An 18,068-nucleotide genomic window follows, 5' to 3' on the forward strand; every position below is an offset into this window, starting at 1 on the left:
TGCCTTCCTCGTTAGTGTTGAGGGCCTCGTTCATCTGCGACAGGGCCTTCTCATGCCGAATCAGTCCAGCCAACGCTTCCAGCCGCTCGATCCCAACTCGGCCGGCCCATCTGATTCAGCAGAAAACCTGTACCTGCTGCTGAATCCACTGGGCAACTGCAAGCCGGAACACCCGCTGAGTCTGTCGTCCCTGAGCCATGCGCTAGGTCGCCAGGCCATAGTCCGCGTTCCTCGCGCCGACCTGTCCTCGCCCAGGCTGTTTCCAGCCCTCGTGCAGTTTCCTGTCAACGACGACTCGGCGTCAGCGTTCCTGGCGATCACCGCAGCCTACGCTGCCCGCGAGATGGCAGCCAGGCAGCAGTATGTCTGCGCCTGGCTGACCAGTGAGCAGCCAGCCGAGGCCATTGCCCAGCATATTGCCCGGCAATGCCATGCGTTGCGGCCCGCGGAAAAAGGGACCGTGGTGCCCTGGTTCGAACCCCTGCGCATCGCATTGCTCCGGGCAGTCATGGGAAACGCAGGCGAGGTACTGGGGCCCATACGGACCTGGTTCTATCCCGAAGTCGGCGGCGGGCTGGTGAAGTTCGAGGGCAGGCCATCGGTGGGTGAGCTGACGGTGCCGGAGGTCGCCAGGCAAGCCCAGCGATGGGCACCGCAGATCAAGCATTTTCTCGAAGCATGGCGTGCATTGAACACGTCAGTGAAAGCGTATTCCCCCTGGCGATGGTCCGGGCCCTCCGGGCTACCCGGCCAGGCCTCAACCCATGCCTGGAACCTCATACACGACGCTTACCAGCGGGGGCTGAGCAACCCCGCAGACATCCACTGCCTGAACCTGCACAGGGTTATGGTCCACCCGCTGCTTCTGCATCACCCAGCGATTCAGCAGGACGTGGCGCAAGCAGTCGCGGGGAACCAGCCGCTGACAGCCCGGTTCGCGGGTTATGACGACCATGGGTGGTCACGAATTGTCGCCGCACTGCCTCAGGCAAGGTGCTATTCATGAGCATAAGCAAAGCCATCGACCTCACCCTGCGCCAGGCAACCCCCAACCCGGGCTCCACCTGCAATGCCTGCCAACGCTCCGGCCTGCCCATTCTGCTGTTGCGCACGGCCTATGCCCCGCACCCTCGCAAAACCCAGTCCTACCGCCTTGCCGCAGACAGCGAGATCACCTATTTGCCGATGCGCGCCGACCAGTTGCGCATCCTGCGCCAGGGGTACGTTTACGTCCTGCTCGATCAGCAGGTCTGGCACGCCTACCAGGTCACGCCAGAGGGCGCACTGCGCCAGTTCTCGGCATTGCAACCGCCGCTGGCACCGGGTGAGCCGCTGCCTGAACATTGCGCAACGCAGCATCACGACGTGACTGCATCCTTCATCAATATCGACACCCTGCTGTACGCCAGGGCCTGGATCGCATTCGCCAACGACCCATGGCCCACTGAGGTGCTGGACCGCTATCGGCAAGGCATTGCCGGTAATGACCCCGACGCTACCGACCGCTTTGTCGAGCTGGACCTGAACATTGCCCGCAACGACCCCGCCAGCGTCGGCATCGCCATGACCCCAACCGATCTCGGCCTGGGCGACGTGCTCGAATACACAACCCCGTACGCCGGCAACTACAGCAGTGCCCATGGTTTCTACCCGCGCTTGAACCGCCTGCCGGAAACCCGCAACCATGTGCGCAGCACCATCGAGCATGAGCAGTTGCCCAACGGTGTGCTGGCCCTGACCCTGCCTGATCCGGTCGGCCTGGTCATGGAGTGCAACGCACAACGCACCGCCTGGTTTCAGGCCATGCAGCAATGGCGCGCCGAGCCCCAGCGCCACTTCGACTATTTCACCTCCCAGGCCCTGCTGGGCATCCGTGAACTGCACCATGCCCAGGCCATGGCGCAGGCAGTCGAAGACACCGAGCACGAAGCCAGGCGGGTCGAGCAGTGGAACGACAGCCCGATCGGCACCAAGGCTTACCTTCCGCCGATAAACGTCGAAGCCCAGGCACCCCGCGCCATTGAACGCAAACAACAGCAAGCCCGTGAACGCCTGGAGCAGCGCTACGACGAACGCGCGCGGGCTGCCTTCCAGGCTGACTACGACCGTGAGCTGCAGCACTGGCAAGCGAAGGTCGACGAAGTCGGCAAGCTGTACGCCCATCACTTCACCAGCCGCGCGTTCCAGCTGATCGGTCACCGGGACTACAGCGCCAACAGCCCGCTGTCGGTCGAAGACTTCATCGCCATGATGGCTGCCTGCCTGGCGGGCGGTCCGACTGAAGCGCTGGCGCCTGCCGACACGGCGCTTGGCGCAACCCAGCACATCTGGCAGCAACTGCTGGAAGACCACCAGAGCCTGCTGTACCAGGCATTGCTGGCAAAGAACAAGGCACTCTTGCAGCAACTGGTGGAAGCCCTGTCGGGCGATGACCTTGGCAAGGTGTATGACGCCGTCAAGGCCATGGCCGGCAGCAATGAAGGCCGGCTGTTGATGATCAAACCGGTGCAGGATGCCATCGGCCAACTGCTCGCGGCGACCGCCAGTGCCAGCAACGCCCTGGGCCAACCTGCCACCGAGCAGACCCGCAAGCTGATCGGCCATGTGCACAGCGCGGCGTTTCTGCTCTATGCCGGCCAGCCTGTGACCCAGGTCAGGCTCTCGTTGACGTTGGGCGAGTACATGGGCCTGCTCAATGAAGCCCTGCAGGAGCGCACCGACGCGTTCCTGGGCCAGCTCGACAAACAGTTTCGCGAACCCGCCGCGCGCAAGGTGCGGGCCATGGTACTCAGCGGCGCGATCAACATCGCGGCGGCGGGCAATCGCAGCCAGATGGTCGAGGTGATGGTCTGGACGCTGGAAAGTGCCGAGAGCCTGCAGGCGCGCTTGGTGAAGTTGCGCGAAGGGGCGGCGGGCGGTGTCGGTGATTGGGTGCGTAGTATCGCGCTGGGCACCGACACATTGATGCGCGGCGCCTCTCAAGTGGCGCAAGGTCTGAAGGTCAGCGCAACAGCCGCACGGAGTGTGGCAAGCGATGCCTTTCGTGGGCTGCGAGGGGCAGCAGCAAGCCCAGGCAGCGCCGGCCTTTTGCTGGCGATGGGGAGCGTATGGTTCCATCAGGACAGCTTGCGCAGGAACTTTGAGGCGCTGCAGAACACGTCGCAGGGTGATACTGAAGCACTGGCCGCGATATGGTCTTCTTCACTGGGGGTACTGGGTGCCAGTGTGGAAGCGACAGGGATTACTGCTCAACTGCTTAAACCCCAGATAACTGTGCCTGGAATATCTTCAAAAACTCAACTCGGAAGCCGGCTTGCCAAATTCGGCGGGGCTATTTCTGCCTTGGCAGGAATAATGGACGGCATCCAATATTTCTATCAAGGTGCCAAAGCAGTCAGCCACGGCGACGATACCGCGGCTCGACGATACAACGCCGCTGGCATCATCGCACTATTGGGTTCAGGCTCTGGCGTTTACGCAGCATTCTTTTCGAGCTCGTTACTAGGCCCACTAGGAATCTCAATTATCCTTGGTTTATCTGCATACTCCATGGCCATTTCGGGCAAACGGAAGGAGTCCTCTCCAACTGAGACCTGGGCTAGAAACAGTAAATGGGGGCTGCCCCATGAACATCGGCAGTGGACATCCTCGCACGACATTGACCTCGCCATTGGGGCACTCAACGCCGCTGCTCTCGGAGTCCGGGCTGAGGTTTCCCTAAATACGCGATTCAAGCAGCCAGACCATGAACCATCCGCAATGGCCGCTGCAATTATGACTGACAGCCAAGCAGTACAATTTAATTTCACGCTCGACTATTACCTATGCCTACCAAGCTACAGCGCCAAACGCTCACGCTATCAATGGCAATTAACAATTTATCGAGCAGGCCAAAAAAAAGAAATCATTACTCTCTCTGCAAACACAGAGAACCCGACAGTAACCGCCGTCCCGCAGCCACAGGAGCGCACTTTATTCTCAACTGCCTTGAGGTGCGAACCTTTGATTTCAATTGACGAGGATACCAATACCCTCATTATTCAGGATTCGCTCCCGCTGACAGCCTTTCACGATATTCAGGCAACGGAGCTGATTGTCACTTACTGGCCTGATCACCAAGACCAGGCAGGGTATGCGAAAGCAATAGCCAGGGAAGACAAAATGAAGTCAATGGAACTCATCATATGAATCCATTGCTTAATCCCCCATGCGTCGGCTGGGTTGAGGATCTACCAGCCCCTTATGAGAGAATTTGCACGAAGGCGTGCATGGGCAATCAAACACCCAACCACCAAGACTTCATGTACCTGGAGATACCCCGCAAAGCGATGACAGCAAGAGGCATCATGTCCGCTCTAGCGTGCCTATTCACCTTCCTGACACTTTGGGCGCTCGACATTATTTTCGAAAGCGTCACGGCCGGTGATATGGAGTCGCTATGGATGAGTACGGGAACCTTTCTAGTTGGCATATGGACCACCGTATTCGCCTTCAGAGTCGACATATGCCCCCCCAGAGACGAACCGATCCGTTTCAATCGCATCCGGGAAAAAATCTACGCCTACAACTTCAAGTACCGATGGTGGAATCCCTTCGAAAAGTGGCAAGTAGTACCCGTAAGCTATGACTGGTCGCAAGTGCGCGCAGAACGCTGGTCACAAACAGCCTCACTAAATGGCGGGTTGATTTTCAAGTGGGGCGTCATGCTCTCTATCGTCGAGCCGGGAACGAACAGGGTTATTGATCGCTTCCACCTCAGTACAATGGGTGCCGACGAACACCTCTGGGCCTACATTTGCACCTACATGCAGCAAGGCCCAGGCGCACTCCCGCCACCTGGCCCACCTAAAGACCACAACGACGTCCTCTGGTGCGAATTCGCCTTGCGCCTGGCGCCCAGCGTTGCCTGGCCAGCGGATATGGACCAGGAGTCGACAACAGCGCCATGAGTCAGCTGCTGCATGCCGTTAGTTGACAGGCGCCACCAGCCTGTAGCCAACACCCGCCTCGGTAATGATGAACCGCGGTGCCGTAGGGTCATCCCCCAGCTTCTGCCGCAGATGCCCCACCACAATGCGCAGGTAATGGGTGTCCTCCACATGCGTCGGCCCCCAGATATCCTTCAGCAGTTGCTGCTGGGTTATCACCCGCCCCGGGTGCCCGGCCAGCTGCGCCAGCAGCGCGTACTCCTTGCGGGTCAATGCCACCTCTGCGCCATCGAGGGTCACTTTGCGAAACGCAAAGTCCACAGTCAACGGCCCGAAACTTGCCGCCACCTCGCCCCCACCAGCCTGCGGTACCTGGCGCAGCAGCGCACGCACACGGGCCAGAAACTCCTGGATGCCGAACGGCTTGGTCACATAGTCATTGGCGCCACCATCCAGCGCATCGACCTTCTGCACTTCGCTGGCACGCACCGACAGCACCATCACCGGCACTGCACTCCACTCGCGCAATTCGCGCAGCACCTGCTGCCCGTCCATGTCGGGTAGGCCGAGGTCGAGCACCACAAGGTCGGGCTTGGCCAGCGCGGCCTGGGCCAGGCCTTCGCTGCCGGTGGCGGCTTCGAGCACCTTGTAACCCTGGGAGGCCAGGCTGATGCGCAGGAACTTGCGGATCTGCGGTTCGTCATCGATGACCAAGAGGGTGGCGGACTGGCTCATGGGGCTTCGCTTTCGGCTTCAGGTTGTTGAGGCAGCGGCAAGCATAGTGTGATGCAGGTGCCGTGGCCATCGATGCCTTCGCTGACCTGGATCTGCCCGCCATGGGCGCCGATCATGCCCTGGCAGATCGCCAAGCCCAGGCCGGTACCTTGCCCGCCACGGTCGCCGCGGGCGGCGGTGTAGAACATGTCGAAAATCTTCTCGCGCTCGGCCACGGGGATGCCAGGGCCCTGGTCACCGACGGCGAAACACAGGTGTTCGTCGTGCACCGAAACCACCAGGTCCAGGCGGCCTTGGGCCGGCGAAAAGCGCGCGGCGTTTTCCAGCACGTTGACCAGCGCCTGCTCGATTAACGCTGCGTGGACGAACAGCAGTGGCAGTTCGGCAGGGACATCGGTGTGCACGCGCAGTGGCGCCAGCACCACGCGCAGGCGGTTGAGGGCGCTACCGACGATATCGGCGGGCGCCACCCAGTCGCGGGCAAGCTTGAGGCCGCCGTGGCCCAGGCGGGTCATGTCGAGCAGGTTCTGGATGTAGCGATCGAGGCGTTCGGCTTCGTTGCGGGTGCCTTCCAGCAGCTCGCGGCGGTCCTCGACGGGGATGGCCTCGCCCAGCGCCAGCAGGCTGTCGATGCTGCCACGCATGGCAGTCAGCGGGGTGCGCAGGTCGTGGGAGACCGAAGCCAGCAAGGCGCTGCGCAGTTGTTCGGTTTCGCCGTGCAAGCGGGCCGCTTCCAGCTGCTCGGCCAGGCGTGCGCGTGCCAAGGCCTGGGCCAGGGGTTGGCCAAGCGCCATGAGCAAGCGGCGGCGCTGGGCACTGAGCGGCTCGCCGGAACGTGGCCGCACGCCAAGCAAGGCCAGGGGATGCTCATCGACCGCCAACGGCCACCACCACCAGCGGCCGTTGGGCAGTGTGTCGCTGCCGTGGCCGGCGGCCTGGCCGTGTAGCCAGGCCCATTCGGCGGCGGCACGTTCGTTGTCGCTCAAACCATGCGCCTCGCCACTGGCCAGCTGCAGCAAGCCTTCCGGGTTGCGTTCGAGCAGGCAGACCTGCACGTCCTGCCAGCCATCGAGGTGCTGGCCCGCGGCGTTGAACACGGCCTGGCGGTCGGCGGCGACGGTCAGGCGGCGCGACAGGTCGAGCAGTTGATTGGTCTGTGCCTGGGTTTCGCGCAGGGCCTGCAGCTGGCGGCGCTGGCGCGCGGCGAGGTTGCCGGTGAGCGCGGCCATCAGCAGGAAGAAGACCAGGGTCAGCACATCTTCTTCACGCTGGATGCTGAAGGAAAAGTTTGGCGGAATGAACAGGAAGTCGTAGGTCAGGAACGACAGCGCGGCGCAGGCCAGCGCCGGGCCCAGGCTGCTGCGCACCGCGACCAGCAGCACTGCTGCAAGAAACACCAGGGAGATGTTGGGCAGCGCCAACACGCTGGACACCGCCCACGACAAGCCTGCCGCCAGCGCGGTAGCGACCAGCGCCAGCACGTAGTGGCGCCACACCCATACCCGTTGCACGGCAGCACTCGCAGGCGGCGGCTGGTTATCCCGGTCGAGGACGTTGATTTCCAGGCCATGGTTCTCGCGTAGCAGCCGCGCGGCGACGCCTGCGCCGAACAGGCGGCGGCGCAGGCGATCACGCGACTGCCCTACCAGCACCAGGCTGGCACGGCGCTCGCCAGCATGCTGGATCAGCGTGCGCGCCACTTCACCCGCACGCAGCAGCACCACTTCCCCGCCCAAGCGCTCCGCCAACTGCTGGGCGGCCTGCAGGCGCTGGCGGGCGGTTTCGTCACGCAGCCGGCCGTTGTCGACGTGCACCAGGCTCCAGGGCAAATGCCGACGCTGCGCGACGCGGCTGGCATGGCGCACCAGGCGTTCGGCCTGGTCGTCGCCATCCACGCCCACCAGCAAGCGCCCACGCAGGGCCGGCGCCTCCTGGCCGCGCTGACGGTAGCCGTGGGCCAGGTCGGCGTCGACCTGGGCGGCGGCGGTCTGCATCGCCAGCTCGCGCAGTGCGGTCAGGTTGGTCTGGGAAAAATACGCATCGATCGCCGCCCGCGCCTGCTCGGGCACGTACACCTTGCCCTCGCGCAGGCGTTCGAGCAGCTCGCGCGGCGGCAGGTCGATCAGCACCAGCTCGAAGGCTTCCTGCAATACCCAGTCCGGCAAGGTTTCGCGCACCTGCACGCCGGTGATGTCGCGGACTTTGTCGTTGAGGCTTTCCAGGTGCTGGACGTTGACCGTGGTATACACGTCGATGCCGGCGGCGAGCAGTTCCTGCACGTCCTGCCAACGCTTGGCGTGACGGCTGCCAGGCGCGTTGGTGTGGGCCAGCTCGTCGACCAATGCCAACGAAGGCGTTGCCTTGAGCAGGCCATCGAGGTCCATTTCTTCGAGGGTGACGCCACGGTAGTCGCTGCGCAGCAGCGGTTGCTGAAGCAGGCCGGCGAGCAGCGATTCGGTTTCCGCGCGGCCGTGGGTTTCGACCACCCCCGCCAATACCTGAACGCCCTGGCGTTGCTGGGCATGGGCGGCCTGGAGCATGGCGTAGGTCTTGCCTACGCCGGGGGCGGCGCCGAGGAATACCTTGAGCCTGCCACGGCCTTCGCGCGGGAGGTTGGCCAACAGCGCGTCTGCGCGGGCTGCGTCACTCATGTTTCATCCTTCGAAATGGCGGCGATCGACAACGGTTGGGCCTGCTTCGCAGGCCAATCGCCGGCAAGCCGGCTCCTACAGTGAACTCGCAGGCCTTGCGAGCGGTGCAATACCTATGGGGGCAGGCTTACTGCCCCAGCTTCTCCAAGGCCTGGTTCAGCGCCAGCACATTGACCACAGGCGGGCCGATCAATGGGTGGAGGGTGGCCTCTTCGAGCAAGGCTTGCAAGCGCTCGGCCGGTACCTTGCGCGCTGCCGCCACGCGCGCAATCTGATAGGCCACAGCCTCCGGCGGCAAATGCGGGTCCAGGCCACTGCCAGAGGTGGTCAGCAGGGCCTGCGGCACCGGCCCAAGCTCAGCCTGATACAGCTTCGCAGCTTCACTGCCTACCCGCTCGGCCAATGCCGGGTTGCTCGGCGACAGGTTGCTCGCACTGCTGGCCACGGTGGCATAAGCCCCTGCCGATGGCCGCGAGTGGAACCAGCCATCGCCCTGGAAACCTTGGGCGATCAGCGCAGAGCCGCGCACCTGGCCCTGGTCATCGCGCACCAGGCTGCCATTGGCCTGTTCAGGGAACGCCACCTGGGCAATGCCGGTCACCGCCAGCGGGTACAGCGCGCCGGTGACCACCGTCATCAGCAGGATGAGGCTCAGCGCCGGGCGTACATATGTGTTCATGATGGCCTCCTCAGACCAGGTGCAGAGCGTTGAGCAGCAGGTCGATCAGCTTGATCCCGGCAAACGGCACAATGATGCCGCCCAGGCCGTAGATCAGCAGGTTGCGCCGCAGCAGGTGGGCAGCGCTGGCGGCCTGCACGCGCACACCGCGCAGGGCCAGGGGGATCAGCGCGATGATGATCAGTGCGTTGAACACGATGGCCGAAAGGATCGCACTCTGCGGGCTGTCCAGGTGCATCAGGTTGAGCACGCCCAGTTGTGGGTAGATGGCGGCAAACAGCGCCGGCAGGATAGCGAAATACTTGGCCACGTCGTTGGCAATGGAAAAGGTGGTCAGCGCGCCACGGGTGACCAACAGCTCCTTGCCGACCTGCACCACATCCAGCAGCTTGGTCGGGTCGCTGTCCAGGTCGACCATGTTGGCTGCCTCGCGCGCCGCCTGGGTGCCGTCGTTCATGGCCATGCCCACGTCGGCCTGGGCCAGTGCCGGGGCGTCGTTGGCACCGTCGCCGCACATCGCCACCAGGCGACCGTCGTTCTGTTCCTGGCGGATGCGCGCCAGCTTCTTCTCTGGCGTGGCCTCGGCCAGCACATCATCCACCCCGGCCTCGGCGGCAATGGCGGCGGCGGTCAGCGGGTTGTCGCCGGTCACCATCACCGTGCGGATGCCCAGCTTGCGCAGTTCGGCGAAACGTTCGCGGATGCCCGGCTTGACCACATCCTTGAGGTGGATCACGCCCAGCAGGCGCTTGTCCACGCAAACCAGCAGCGGCGTGCCACCGCTTTGGGCGATGCGTTCGATTTCGCGGGCCAGCGCGGCCGGCATCTCCAGGCGTTGCATGCCGACGAAGGCCAGAACCGCATCTACAGCCCCTTTGCGGTAACGGTGTTGCTGCAAGTCGATGCCCGACAGGCGCGTCTCGGCGCTGAAGGCAATGGGCTCGAACTGCCCGGCTGCCGGCTCGACGAAGTCGTGCAACTGGCGCAGGTACTCGACGATCGACTTACCTTCGGCAGTGTCATCGGCCAGCGAAGCGAGCAAGGCACCCTCGCCCAGCTCTTTGGCGGTTACGCCCGTGGCGGCATGCAAGGCGCTGCAGCGGCGGTTGCCGAAGGTGATGGTGCCAGTCTTGTCGAGCATCAGCGTGTGCACGTCACCGGCCGCCTCCACCGCACGGCCCGAGCGCGCGATCACATTCAGGCGCACCAGGCGGTCCATGCCGGCGATGCCGATGGCCGAAAGCAGGCCGCCGATGGTGGTGGGGATCAGCGTCACCAGTAGCGCCGCGAGGAAGATCAATGGCAGGCTGCCACCGGCAAAGTGGGCGAACGGCTGCAGGGTCACCACCACCACCAGGAAGATCAGGGTCAGGCCGATCAGCAGGATATCCAGCGCGATTTCATTCGGGGTCTTCTGCCGCTTCGCGCCTTCGACCAAAGCGATCATGCGGTCCAGCGTCGATTCGCCTGGGTTGCTGGTGATGCGGATCAGCAACCAGTCGGAAACCAGCCGGGTGTTGCCGGTAACGGCAGAACGGTCACCGCCGGACTCACGGATGACCGGTGCGGACTCGCCGGTAATGGCCGCCTCGTTGACGGCCGCGATGCCTTCGAGCACCTCGCCGTCACCGGGGATCATGTCGCCGGCAACGACGCGGACTACGTCATCCTTGCGCAGCTGGGTTGCGCTGACGGTTTCAAAGGTACCGTCGTGCTTGCGACGCTGGGCAGTCAAGCCTTGGCTACCCGCCTTTAGGCTGTCGGCGCGTGCCTTGCCGCGGCCCTCGGCCAACGCTTCGGCGAAGTTGGCGAACAGCACGGTGAACCACAGCCACAGGGCAATCTGCACGGCAACGCCGGTGCTGACGCCACTGCCGGGTGCGAAGCACAGCACGGTGGTCAACACCGCGGTCAGGGCGACCACCAGCATCACCGGCGAGCGCTTGAGCTGCCGTGGGTCGAGCTTGACGAACGCTTGCACCAGCGCCGGGCGCCACAGCGCGCCAATGCGGGTCTGGTCCTTGGCGCTGCGTGGGGCATTCACTTCAGGAATGGGCATGTTCATGATCGGTCCTCAGAAACCCAGGCTCAGGTGTTCGGCGATTGGCCCAAGGGCCAGGGTCGGCAGGAAGGTCAGGCCGCCGACCAGCAGGATGGTCAGCAGCAACAGGCCAGTGAACAGCGGGCCATGCGTGGGGAAGCTGTTCAGCCCTTGGGGCGCGCTTTTCTTCGCCGCCAGGCTGCCAGCCAAGGCCAGAATTGGCAGGATGTAGCCGAAGCGGCCGATCAGCATGGCCAGGCCGATCATCACGTTGTGGAACACCGTATTGGCGCCGAACCCGGCGAATGCCGAACCGTTGTTGGCGGTGCCGGAGGTGTAGGCGTAGAGCAACTGGCTGAAACCATGGGCGCCAGGGTTGCTGACCGCCCCAGCGGGGCCCGGCAGGCTGGCGGCAATGGCGCCCAGCACCAGCACACCGACCGGCATTACCAGCAGTGTCGCAACCAGCAGCTGCACCTCCCGCGCCTGCAGTTTCTTGCCGAGATATTCCGGCGTGCGGCCAATCATCAGGCCCGCCAGGAACACCGCGATCAGCACGAACAGCAGCATCCCGTACAGCCCCGCGCCGACACCGCCGAAGATCACTTCACCCACCATCATGTTGACCATCGCAACCATGCCGGTCAGCGGGTTGAGGCTGTCGTGCATGGCGTTGACCGAGCCGTTGGACGCTGCGGTAGTCGTCACCGTCCACAGCACCGAACCGGTGGTGCCGAAGCGGCTCTCCTTGCCTTCCATCGGCGCGCTTTGCTGCACCTGAGCACTTGCCAGAGCAGGGTTCGGCTGGTGCTCCGACCACAGCGCAGTCGCACCGCCAATCAGGAACAGGCCGAGCATGCAGGCCAGGATCGCGCGGCTCTGGCGCAGGTCCTTGACGTAGTGGCCAAAGGTAAACACCAAGGCGACCGGAATCAGGATGATCGCGGCCACTTCGAACAGGTTGCTCCAGGCCGTGGGGTTCTCGAACGGGTGCGCCGAGTTGACGCCGAAGAAGCCGCCACCGTTGGTGCCCAGCTGCTTGATCGCGATCTGGCTGGCGGCAGGGCCCAGCGGGATGGTCTGGTCGGCGCCTTGCAGGGTTACGGCGTGGGCGTAATCGGCGAAGGTCTGCGGCACGCCTTGCCATACCAGCAGCAGCGCCAGCAACAGGCACAGCGGCAGCAGGCCATAAAGGGTGGCACGGGTCATGTCGACCCAGAAGTTACCCAGGCTGCTGGTGGAGCGCCGGGCGATGCCGCGGCACAGCGCGACCAGCACGGCCAGGCCGGTGGCGGCACTGACGAAGTTCTGCACGGTCATGCCGAGCATCTGGCTCAGGTAGCTGACCGACGCTTCACCGCTGTAGGCCTGCCAGTTGGTGTTGGTGACGAAGCTCACCGCCGTGTTGAAGGCCAGCGACCATTCCTGGCCGGGCAGGTGCTGCGGGTTGAGCGGCAGATGGCCTTGGAGCAGCAGCACGGCGAACAGCACCAGAAAGCCGGCGAGGTTGAAGGCCAGCAGGGCCAGGGTGTACTGCTTCCAGTTCTGCTCCTGCTTGGCGCGTACGCCAGCCAGCCGGTAGCAGCCCTGCTCCACCGGGCCAAGCAGTGGCGTCAGCCAGGTACGTTGGCCCTCCATCACCTTGTAATAGAACCGCCCGAGCCACGGTGCCGGTAGCAGCACGATGACGAAAAACGCCAACAGCAACGCGAAGTCATAACTGTGCATGGCCGCTCCCTAGCTGCGATCGGCGCGCAGCAGCGCCACCAGCAGGTAAACCGCCAATGCCACTGCCAAAAGCAGTGACAGCCCGTCGAGCATGTTCATGTGCAGATCTCCCCTGGGTGCGGCTTGGGCCGCTTTGGGGAGATTGTCCGAGGGAGGGGCGTAAAGAGGCGAGATCGAGAGGTGGGGATGGGGATAAAGAAAGCGTAAAGATCAACGATTCATGGGTGGCTGTGCCGGCCCAATCGCTGGGCCGGTTCGCGCTTACCGCTGGGGCGTCTGTTGCCCGGCGTTGCGGCTCCAGTCCAGCAGCAGGCTGTACCCCACAGCCAGCAAGGTCGGCCCTATGAACAGGCCGATGAAGCCAAAGGCGATCAAACCGCCGAACACCCCAAGCAGTACGATCACCAGCGGCAGGTTGCCCCCGCGGCTGATCAGGTACGGTTTGAGCACGTTGTCCACGCCACTGATCACAAAGGTGCCCCAGATCCCCAGGAACACCGCCATGCCGTACTCACCCTTCCACACCAGCCAGCCCGTCGCGGGTATCCATGCCAGTGGCGGGCCCATGGGAATCAGGCTGAGCATGAAGGTCACCAGGCCCAGCACGATGGCGCCTGGCACACCGGCAATCAGGAAACCGATCAGGGCCAGCAGCGCCTGGGCAGCTGCAGTACCGATCACGCCGTTGACCACCCGTTGCACGGTGCCCGCCACCAGCTCCAGGTAATACTCGGCGCGGTCCCCTACCAGGCGGTTGAGCAAGCGCAGGACGAACGCCGACAGGCGCGGGCCATCACGGTAGAAAAAGAACACGAAGACCAGGCTCAGGGTCAGCTCCAGCACGCCGCTGCCGATCTGTGCGCTGCGCGCCAGCAGCCAGTTGCCCACCTGGCCGAAGTAAGGCTTGGCCGAGGCGATCAGCGCCGCGCCCTGCTGATCGAGGGATTGCCACCAGCGCACCAGGCGCTCGCCGACGAAGGGGATGCCACCCAGCCAGTCCGGCGCCTCGGGCAGGCCGTCCACTTGCACGTCACGCACAAAGGCCGTGGCATCGCGGATGTGGTCAGCCAGGTTGAACCCCAGCCACACCAGCGGCAAGGCCACGATCAGGATCCAGGCGGTGGTCAGCAGGCTTGCAGCGAGTGTTTCGCGCCCGCCCAGCGCCCGCGTCAGCAGGCGCATCAGCGGCCAGCTGGCAAAGGCCAGGATCGCCCCCCACAACAGCGCCGATATGAACGGCGCCATCACCCACAGGGCAGCCCCGAGCAAGGCGAGTAGGACGATCTGTATCAGCAGGCGATCATTGTTGGCCATGGTGGCGCTCGTTCAACGGATCAATTCCAGGTGCAGGCCGTCGGTAGGAGCATTGCCGACCTCGAGCCGGTTGCTGCGTACGCCCGCCTTGACCAGTTGCTCGCGCCAGGCCTCGGCCTCGTTGCCGCTAAGGCTGGCGCGCAAGGTGCTGTCGAGGTTGAGGCTGCGGCCCAGCAACGCCACCCAGGCAGGTTGCGGCGTGGTCAGGTCAGGGTAGTCGAGCTTGCCGGTGTCGCGCATTTCGCGCAACACCGTAGCTGCCGTGGGCAGCAGCTCACCGAGCGGGCTGCCGGCGACGAACTCTTCCACATGCAGGTAGGCACGGCGATTACCGCGCGTGACGCTGTACAGCGCCACCAGGGTATCGGCCTCTTCGGCGGAGCGGCGCAGCAGGATGAACGCCTGCTGCTCGTCACCACCATTGAGCCGTGCACTGGCGAACACATCATTGGCCCACAGGCTGGCTTCGCCGCAATCGCGGCCCTGGCACCAGAACAACGGGTAGCCACCGTCGCGCTGCAGTTCCTCGCGGGCACTGGTGAACGCTTCGCGGGCGGTGCGCTCCACCGGCAATTCATAGGTGACGGAACTGACCTGCCCGCGGCTCTCGACTTTGTCGTCGACCCTCAAGCGGCCGCTGATCTTGCGCAGCGGCCCCATGGGGTAGATGCGTTCTTGTTCGACCACCGGCCGCTGGTCGACCACCTTGGCGTCCACGGGGACCGGCAGGTTGCCGGCCCACAGCAACGGGCTGGCGAACAGCAGGCTGGCGCAAATGACGGTGCGCATGGCAACGGGCGCGCTCATCGGCGGCCCAGACGGCGACCGGCGCCGAAGTGAAGCTCCAGAATGTCTGGCAGTTGCATGGTTGTCTCCCTTTCAACCCGCCAAGCCTCGACACTTGTCCGATGCAAGTCAAGCAAAGCCAAAGAAGCGATTGATACAGTCTGCGACAAGGGCCGCGCCCTGTTCATCGTTCAGGTGCAGGTGATGCCCACCGGGCAGCACCGTCTGTTCAAAGGTTAGCTGCTGCAGCAGCTCGGTGTGGCGTGCCAGCATGCCATCGGCGGCCACTACCAGGCAGGCCGGGCAACTAACCCGGTGCACATGGGCCATGGCCTGGGCCTGGCTCAGGCGCACAGGCGAGGGCAAGGTCAGGCGGCTGTCGCTGCGCCAGCTGTAGCCGCCGGGGACCGGCATCAGCCCGCGCTGGGCGAGCAGCTCGGCGGCGTCCCGGCTGACTGCAACCATCCCTTTCATACGCGCCTGCACGCCCTCCTCCAGCGACTTGTAAACCGACTTGCGCTTGCCATCCAGGCGAAGCTGCGCCTGCAGCGCCAGCCCCAGACGTTCCCCGGCATCCGCCTCGGCACCGGTCGGCGGAATGACGCCGTCGATCAGCACCAGGTGGCTGACCCGCTCCGGCAAGGCGCCGGCCAGTTGCACCGAGATGATCGCCCCCAGCGAATGCCCGAGCAGGGCAAACCGTTGCCAGCCCAGCTGCTCGGCAACCCGCAGCACATCGTGGGCATAGTCGGCCAGCGCATAGCCAGCCCCTGGCGGGCGGTGTTCGGAGTAACCATGCCCGGCCAGATCCAGGGCGACGATACGCAGGCCTTTCAATTGCGGCGCCAGGCGGGCGAAGCTGTTGGCATTGTCCAGCCAGCCATGCAGGGCGATCGTCGGCAGCCCCTGCTCGGGGCCGAACAAGTGCGCCGCCAGTTCGATATGGCCGAGGCTGAGGCGAATTTCCTCGACATGCGCGCTCATGCCTGGCTCCAGCGGTCGAACAGGCCTTTGATCAGGCTGGCGGTGTCGGTTGGCCGTTCCAGCGGGAACATGTGCCCGCCTGGCACACTGTGATACTCGCCACGTGGCATGGCGCGCACGGCCAGCGTGTGATGGCGCCGGATAACATTGCTGCGGTCACCCCGCACCATCGCCAGCGGCACCTTGAGCTGGCGTGCCGGTGCCGGGCTGGCGTGGGGGATGCTGCGGTAGATGCTGATTTCGGTAGCCGGGTCGAAACGCAGACGCAGGCCTTGCTCTGAGTTTTCCAGGCCATGTTCCAGGTACGCCTCCAGGCATTCGGGGTCAAAATGCCGGAACAGGCTTTTGCTGGCGAAGTAGTCACGCGCGCTGTCGCGGTCGGCGAACGCTTCACGCCGGCCAAGGGTGCGGCCTGCCGGGGTAATGCGGTCGATGAAGCCGAAACGCTTGGCAGTGCGCAGTAACCACTGGTCGGCACGGGTCAGCACCGGCGAATCGAGCATCACCACCCCTCGGTAGTATTCAGGGCAACGCAGCGCCGCATGCAGGTGCAGCACGCCCCCTAGCGAGTGCCCGACGCCCCAGACCGGTTGGCCCTGACGGGCCAGGTGGTGCAACAGTTCGTCGACCAGGTTCTGCCAGTTGTCGTTGACCGGAAAACGCGGGTCGTGGGCGTGCAGGGGCAGGTGCTGCACCTGATAGTCCGGTGCCAGGGCAGCGAACAGCTTGCAGTAGGTGGCAGACGGAAAACCGTTGGCATGGGCGAAGAAGATCTGCTGCGACATGGCGCCTGGTCCGGAGCGGGGATGATGGCCCATTGTCGGCATCGCGCTGATGCTCGGCAACATCTGTAAAGGTCATCGCCAAGGGCAATCAGGTCATGCGCTGCTGTCAAAGCTCGCAAGGGAACGTCGCAGGCAGGCTTGCATGTAGGCCAACTGGCTCTCCAGAACCTCTCGGGCAAGGCGCTGATCCTGGTGGTCGAGCTCCAGCCGCCGCAACGCCAGGCAACTGGTCTGCAACAGATGGGAGACGCGCAGGCAGGCGTCCTGCAGCTTGCGTAAATCGTCTTCACCTTGCTGATGGCGGGTATCGCTCTGCTGGCCTCTGCGGCGCAGCTTGCCCAGTAAATGGTAAAGCTTGGCATCTGCCGACTCGCGCAGCAGGCTGTACTGGGCAAAGTCCAGCACAACGCCGCGTTGCACGCTTTCAACCATGGGCTGCAGGTCCAACGAACGCAACAACTCGGGCATCAGACCGCTCATTCCACCACTCCATGCCGCACTGATTCGCTTGTCATCCTGAACCAACGCTAACAATGGATCCAATCCACGGGCAACTGGCAAAACTGCCAGTTGCCGCAGTCAGCCAGGTGAATTAAGCGCGCGAAGCGTCATCAGGCCAGACAGCGGCCAATCGCCTTCGAGTTCTGCCAGGCTCGCCGTGCTCATGGGCGCCGGCTGCTGAAGGTGCCCGTGCTCGAGCATGCCGACCAGCGAGCCCACCAGCGGTTGATGGCTGACCAGCAGCACGTGCTCAAGGCCCAGGCGCTCGATTTCACCGATGGCCTGCTGGACGCTGCTCTCCGGCGTCAGCCAGGGCACGGTGCGCACGGGTTCGGCAAAACCCAGGGTGTCATGCACCAAGGCTGCCGTCTGCTGCGCCCGCACGTAGGGGCTGGCGATGATGGCCTGTAGCGGTTGGCCGAGCAGATGCGCCGCACTTCGCAGTACCTGTTCACGGCCATGGGCCGTCAGGCGCCGCTCGGCATCGGTATTGGCCCGTGGCTCCGCCTCGCCATGGCGTAGCACCCACAGCTTCACAGCTTGGGCTCCTCGTCGCGCACCGGGTGCGGGGCTGGGGCCACGGTATGTGGCGCTTCACCTTCCGGGGCACGTGGGGCAGGCCAGTCGGAAAACGGCCAGGGTTTGTTGTCGGTATGGAAGGTGCCGAAGCGTCCGATCTGCGCAAGGTACTGGCTGAGGCTGTCGCCAAAGTTCATCAGGCTGGCGCTCGGCGCACCGTAAATCAGCCGGTAGATGAGCTGCACCAGCACCAGGCCGCCCAGCAGCAGTTCGGCCAGTTGCCAGACCACCAGGAACACCAGCATCCACACCACGCGCAGGATGATCGACTCGCGCTGGGCGCGCTCGGGGGTATCGTTCATGTATCGCTCCTTGCTCTGATCAAAGACGCTAAAGGCTCATTCGAGACGCTGGTGG

16 protein-coding genes are annotated in these 18,068 nt (G+C 64.1%); 3 read left to right on the forward strand and 13 right to left on the reverse strand.

From position 1 onward, the window contains the following. Window positions 1-52: 52 nt before the first annotated feature. From ACFY68_RS21050 to ACFY68_RS21060, 3 genes are all read left to right on the forward strand, one after another. Window positions 53-1,006 (forward strand): hypothetical protein, encoded by a 954-nt coding sequence (locus tag ACFY68_RS21050; protein ID WP_387531268.1) that lies wholly within the window; start codon window positions 53-55, stop codon window positions 1,004-1,006. Next, window positions 1,003-4,188 (forward strand): T6SS effector BTH_I2691 family protein, encoded by a 3,186-nt coding sequence (locus ACFY68_RS21055; RefSeq protein WP_387531271.1) that lies wholly within the window; start codon window positions 1,003-1,005, stop codon window positions 4,186-4,188. Before ACFY68_RS21050 ends, ACFY68_RS21055 begins: the two co-directional genes overlap by 4 nt. An 80-nt stretch (window positions 4,189-4,268) precedes the next feature. Beyond that, window positions 4,269-4,949 carry a DUF6708 domain-containing protein gene (locus ACFY68_RS21060; protein WP_387531274.1) on the forward strand — a complete coding sequence of 227 codons (681 nt, stop codon included), beginning with the start codon at window positions 4,269-4,271 and terminating at the stop codon, window positions 4,947-4,949. An 18-nt stretch (window positions 4,950-4,967) separates the two neighbouring features. Here the strand turns inward: ACFY68_RS21060 and ACFY68_RS21065 are convergent, their stop codons facing one another. From ACFY68_RS21065 to ACFY68_RS21125, 13 genes are all read right to left on the reverse strand, one after another. Then, entirely contained in the window at window positions 4,968-5,663 is a 696-nt protein-coding gene (locus ACFY68_RS21065) for a response regulator (protein WP_387531277.1), read from the reverse strand. Next, window positions 5,660-8,314, reverse strand: coding sequence for a DUF4118 domain-containing protein (locus tag ACFY68_RS21070; protein WP_387531280.1), 2,655 nt, complete (start codon window positions 8,312-8,314; stop codon window positions 5,660-5,662). The genes ACFY68_RS21065 and ACFY68_RS21070 overlap by 4 nt, the downstream gene beginning before the upstream one ends. Window positions 8,315-8,441: 127 nt before the next feature. Then, entirely contained in the window at window positions 8,442-8,993 is a 552-nt protein-coding gene (gene kdpC / locus ACFY68_RS21075) for a potassium-transporting ATPase subunit KdpC (protein ID WP_387531283.1), read from the reverse strand. Between the two features lie 10 nt (window positions 8,994-9,003). Next, complete coding sequence (gene kdpB / locus ACFY68_RS21080; RefSeq protein ID WP_387531286.1) at window positions 9,004-11,058, reverse strand: potassium-transporting ATPase subunit KdpB; 2,055 nt, start codon at window positions 11,056-11,058, stop codon at window positions 9,004-9,006. 9 nt (window positions 11,059-11,067) lie between these two features. Beyond that, a complete protein-coding gene (gene kdpA / locus ACFY68_RS21085; protein ID WP_387531289.1) occupies window positions 11,068-12,762 on the reverse strand; it encodes a potassium-transporting ATPase subunit KdpA in 1,695 nt (564 codons plus the stop codon). Window positions 12,763-12,771: 9 nt separating this feature from the next. Further along, window positions 12,772-12,861, reverse strand: a complete 90-nt coding sequence (gene kdpF / locus ACFY68_RS21090; RefSeq protein ID WP_082422724.1) for a K(+)-transporting ATPase subunit F — start codon at window positions 12,859-12,861, stop codon at window positions 12,772-12,774. A 162-nt stretch (window positions 12,862-13,023) separates the two neighbouring features. Continuing rightward, window positions 13,024-14,076, reverse strand: coding sequence for an AI-2E family transporter (locus tag ACFY68_RS21095; RefSeq protein WP_346615119.1), 1,053 nt, complete (start codon window positions 14,074-14,076; stop codon window positions 13,024-13,026). Between the two features lie 12 nt (window positions 14,077-14,088). Next, window positions 14,089-14,883 (reverse strand): DUF4892 domain-containing protein, encoded by a 795-nt coding sequence (locus tag ACFY68_RS21100; protein WP_387531294.1) that lies wholly within the window; start codon window positions 14,881-14,883, stop codon window positions 14,089-14,091. Between the two features lie 108 nt (window positions 14,884-14,991). Beyond that, window positions 14,992-15,846: an alpha/beta fold hydrolase gene (locus tag ACFY68_RS21105; protein ID WP_387531297.1), complete on the reverse strand. Its 855-nt coding sequence runs from the start codon at window positions 15,844-15,846 to the stop codon at window positions 14,992-14,994. Continuing rightward, window positions 15,843-16,631, reverse strand: a complete 789-nt coding sequence (locus ACFY68_RS21110; protein WP_387531300.1) for an alpha/beta fold hydrolase — start codon at window positions 16,629-16,631, stop codon at window positions 15,843-15,845. The genes ACFY68_RS21105 and ACFY68_RS21110 overlap by 4 nt, the downstream gene beginning before the upstream one ends. Before the next feature lie 93 nt (window positions 16,632-16,724). Continuing rightward, window positions 16,725-17,099 (reverse strand): hypothetical protein, encoded by a 375-nt coding sequence (locus tag ACFY68_RS21115; RefSeq protein ID WP_387531431.1) that lies wholly within the window; start codon window positions 17,097-17,099, stop codon window positions 16,725-16,727. A 111-nt stretch (window positions 17,100-17,210) separates the two neighbouring features. Then, the gene (gene sixA / locus ACFY68_RS21120) at window positions 17,211-17,669 is read right to left on the reverse strand and encodes a phosphohistidine phosphatase SixA (protein ID WP_387531303.1); all 459 of its coding nucleotides are present in this window, start codon (window positions 17,667-17,669) and stop codon (window positions 17,211-17,213) included. Then, window positions 17,666-18,013, reverse strand: coding sequence for a DUF4389 domain-containing protein (locus tag ACFY68_RS21125; RefSeq protein WP_387531306.1), 348 nt, complete (start codon window positions 18,011-18,013; stop codon window positions 17,666-17,668). The genes sixA and ACFY68_RS21125 overlap by 4 nt, the downstream gene beginning before the upstream one ends. Between the last annotated feature and the right edge of the window lie 55 nt (window positions 18,014-18,068).

The organism is Pseudomonas sp. NPDC012596 (assembly GCF_042902325.1).
In the GTDB taxonomy this organism is placed as follows: Bacteria; Pseudomonadota; Gammaproteobacteria; order Pseudomonadales; family Pseudomonadaceae; genus Aquipseudomonas.

What these genes read in the sequence shown, in the direction of transcription:
- ACFY68_RS21050 (WP_387531268.1), top strand. Translation starts at nt 53, where the DNA reads ATGCCGAATCAGTCCAGCCAACGCTTCCAGCCGCTCGATCCCAACTCG.
- ACFY68_RS21055 (WP_387531271.1), top strand. Translation starts at nt 1,003, where the DNA reads ATGAGCATAAGCAAAGCCATCGACCTCACCCTGCGCCAGGCAACCCCC.
- ACFY68_RS21060 (WP_387531274.1), top strand. Translation starts at nt 4,269, where the DNA reads ATGGGCAATCAAACACCCAACCACCAAGACTTCATGTACCTGGAGATA.
- ACFY68_RS21065 (WP_387531277.1), bottom strand. Translation starts at nt 5,663, where the DNA reads ATGAGCCAGTCCGCCACCCTCTTGGTCATCGATGACGAACCGCAGATC.
- ACFY68_RS21070 (WP_387531280.1), bottom strand. Translation starts at nt 8,314, where the DNA reads ATGAGTGACGCAGCCCGCGCAGACGCGCTGTTGGCCAACCTCCCGCGC.
- kdpC (WP_387531283.1), bottom strand. Translation starts at nt 8,993, where the DNA reads ATGAACACATATGTACGCCCGGCGCTGAGCCTCATCCTGCTGATGACG.
- kdpB (WP_387531286.1), bottom strand. Translation starts at nt 11,058, where the DNA reads ATGAACATGCCCATTCCTGAAGTGAATGCCCCACGCAGCGCCAAGGAC.
- kdpA (WP_387531289.1), bottom strand. Translation starts at nt 12,762, where the DNA reads ATGCACAGTTATGACTTCGCGTTGCTGTTGGCGTTTTTCGTCATCGTG.
- kdpF (WP_082422724.1), bottom strand. Translation starts at nt 12,861, where the DNA reads ATGAACATGCTCGACGGGCTGTCACTGCTTTTGGCAGTGGCATTGGCG.
- ACFY68_RS21095 (WP_346615119.1), bottom strand. Translation starts at nt 14,076, where the DNA reads ATGGCCAACAATGATCGCCTGCTGATACAGATCGTCCTACTCGCCTTG.
- ACFY68_RS21100 (WP_387531294.1), bottom strand. Translation starts at nt 14,883, where the DNA reads ATGAGCGCGCCCGTTGCCATGCGCACCGTCATTTGCGCCAGCCTGCTG.
- ACFY68_RS21105 (WP_387531297.1), bottom strand. Translation starts at nt 15,846, where the DNA reads ATGAGCGCGCATGTCGAGGAAATTCGCCTCAGCCTCGGCCATATCGAA.
- ACFY68_RS21110 (WP_387531300.1), bottom strand. Translation starts at nt 16,631, where the DNA reads ATGTCGCAGCAGATCTTCTTCGCCCATGCCAACGGTTTTCCGTCTGCC.
- ACFY68_RS21115 (WP_387531431.1), bottom strand. Translation starts at nt 17,099, where the DNA reads ATGCCCGAGTTGTTGCGTTCGTTGGACCTGCAGCCCATGGTTGAAAGC.
- ACFY68_RS21125 (WP_387531306.1), bottom strand. Translation starts at nt 18,013, where the DNA reads ATGAACGATACCCCCGAGCGCGCCCAGCGCGAGTCGATCATCCTGCGC.